A 1,015-nucleotide genomic window follows, 5' to 3' on the forward strand; every position below is an offset into this window, starting at 1 on the left:
TTCCTGAATAGTTAAGAATTTGCCGATATGGCGGAATTGGTAGACGCGTCACCTTGAGGGGGTGGTGAGCTACGCTCGTGCCAGTTCGACTCTGGCTATCGGCACCATATTACAGCTTGATGACAACGGTGGCCCTGGTGCCACCGTTTTTTCGTGGCGATAAGGTCGCTATCCAATTGTGTGAGTTTGCGAGCTGTCGAACAATAGCAAGCTCCAAGCCACTTCCGCCTGTGTCACTATTACGAGATTTCTCTAAACGATAAAAAGGCCGGAATATCTTCTCTCCATACTCCTCAGGTATTCCTGGCCCGTTGTCATCAATATGAACACTTGTTTGAGCGTTGTTACAATCCAATACAACTTGAATTTCCCCTTTTCCATATCTAATAGCATTAGTGATTAGATTGGTAAGTATGCGTTTAAAAGCCATTGGGTATAAAATTTCACTACAATTATTTGAGGCTGGCAGTGTTAATTTAATTGTGCTTTGTGGCGTAATCAGGACTGCAACAGTAGAGTTAATCTCATCAACAATGTTGGCTGATTTTTTTGTTTCCTGGGTAAGTTCAAGGCTGATATTTAGCGTGTCAGAGATTAGCGTATTAATGCTATCCAGATCGCCTTGTATGCTATTCATTAAGTCAATATCACGGCAACATTGAGAGAGCAAGATTGATTTGAGTTAGGGGTGTGCGCAGATCATGAGCAATGCCTGCCAACAGGGTTGTTCTATTGGATAGTAACCCTTGAACTTGTAGGTTCATTTTATTAAACTGTCTCGTCAATACAACAAATTCTTTTGGGCCGTCCTCTTCTACTTGATCAGGCCAGTTTCCTTTTCCTATTGAGCGAGAGGCTTTATACAATCTATCTATAGGTTTAATAAGTCGTTTTGTTAGAAAAACAGCTGTAACCGTAGTTAAAAGAGCGCCAATAATAAGTGTGATAAAAAATGCAGCTGGAGGGTTGATGCCAATACGAGAGCGAGAGAAGCCAAATCTAATGCTTGTTTTTT

Annotated in this window: 2 protein-coding genes and 1 tRNA gene; 1 reads left to right on the forward strand and 2 read right to left on the reverse strand. The window is 41.5% G+C overall.

Annotated elements, in window-relative coordinates; all coding sequences use genetic code 11:
• Positions 1-21 precede the first annotated feature (21 nt).
• Positions 22-107: transfer RNA gene (locus BTHERMOSOX_RS11535), tRNA-Leu, on the forward strand.
• A 2-nt stretch (positions 108-109) separates the two neighbouring features.
• On the opposite strand, the gene BTHERMOSOX_RS11540 is transcribed toward BTHERMOSOX_RS11535, so the two are convergent.
• Positions 110-637 (reverse strand): sensor histidine kinase, encoded by a 528-nt coding sequence (locus BTHERMOSOX_RS11540; RefSeq protein ID WP_138121240.1) that lies wholly within the window; start codon positions 635-637, stop codon positions 110-112.
• 10 nt (positions 638-647) lie between these two features.
• Positions 648-1,015, reverse strand: a 368-nt coding sequence (locus BTHERMOSOX_RS11545; RefSeq protein ID WP_138121241.1) for a HAMP domain-containing protein, incomplete at its 5' end; no start/stop codon positions are given.

The organism is Bathymodiolus heckerae thiotrophic gill symbiont (genome assembly GCF_900128515.1).
Taxonomy (GTDB): Bacteria; Pseudomonadota; Gammaproteobacteria; order PS1; family Pseudothioglobaceae; genus Thioglobus_A.

Bases quoted from the DNA above. Each gene is read 5' to 3' on its own strand.
- BTHERMOSOX_RS11540 (WP_138121240.1), bottom strand. From the start codon at position 637: ATGAATAGCATACAAGGCGATCTGGATAGCATTAATACGCTAATCTCT.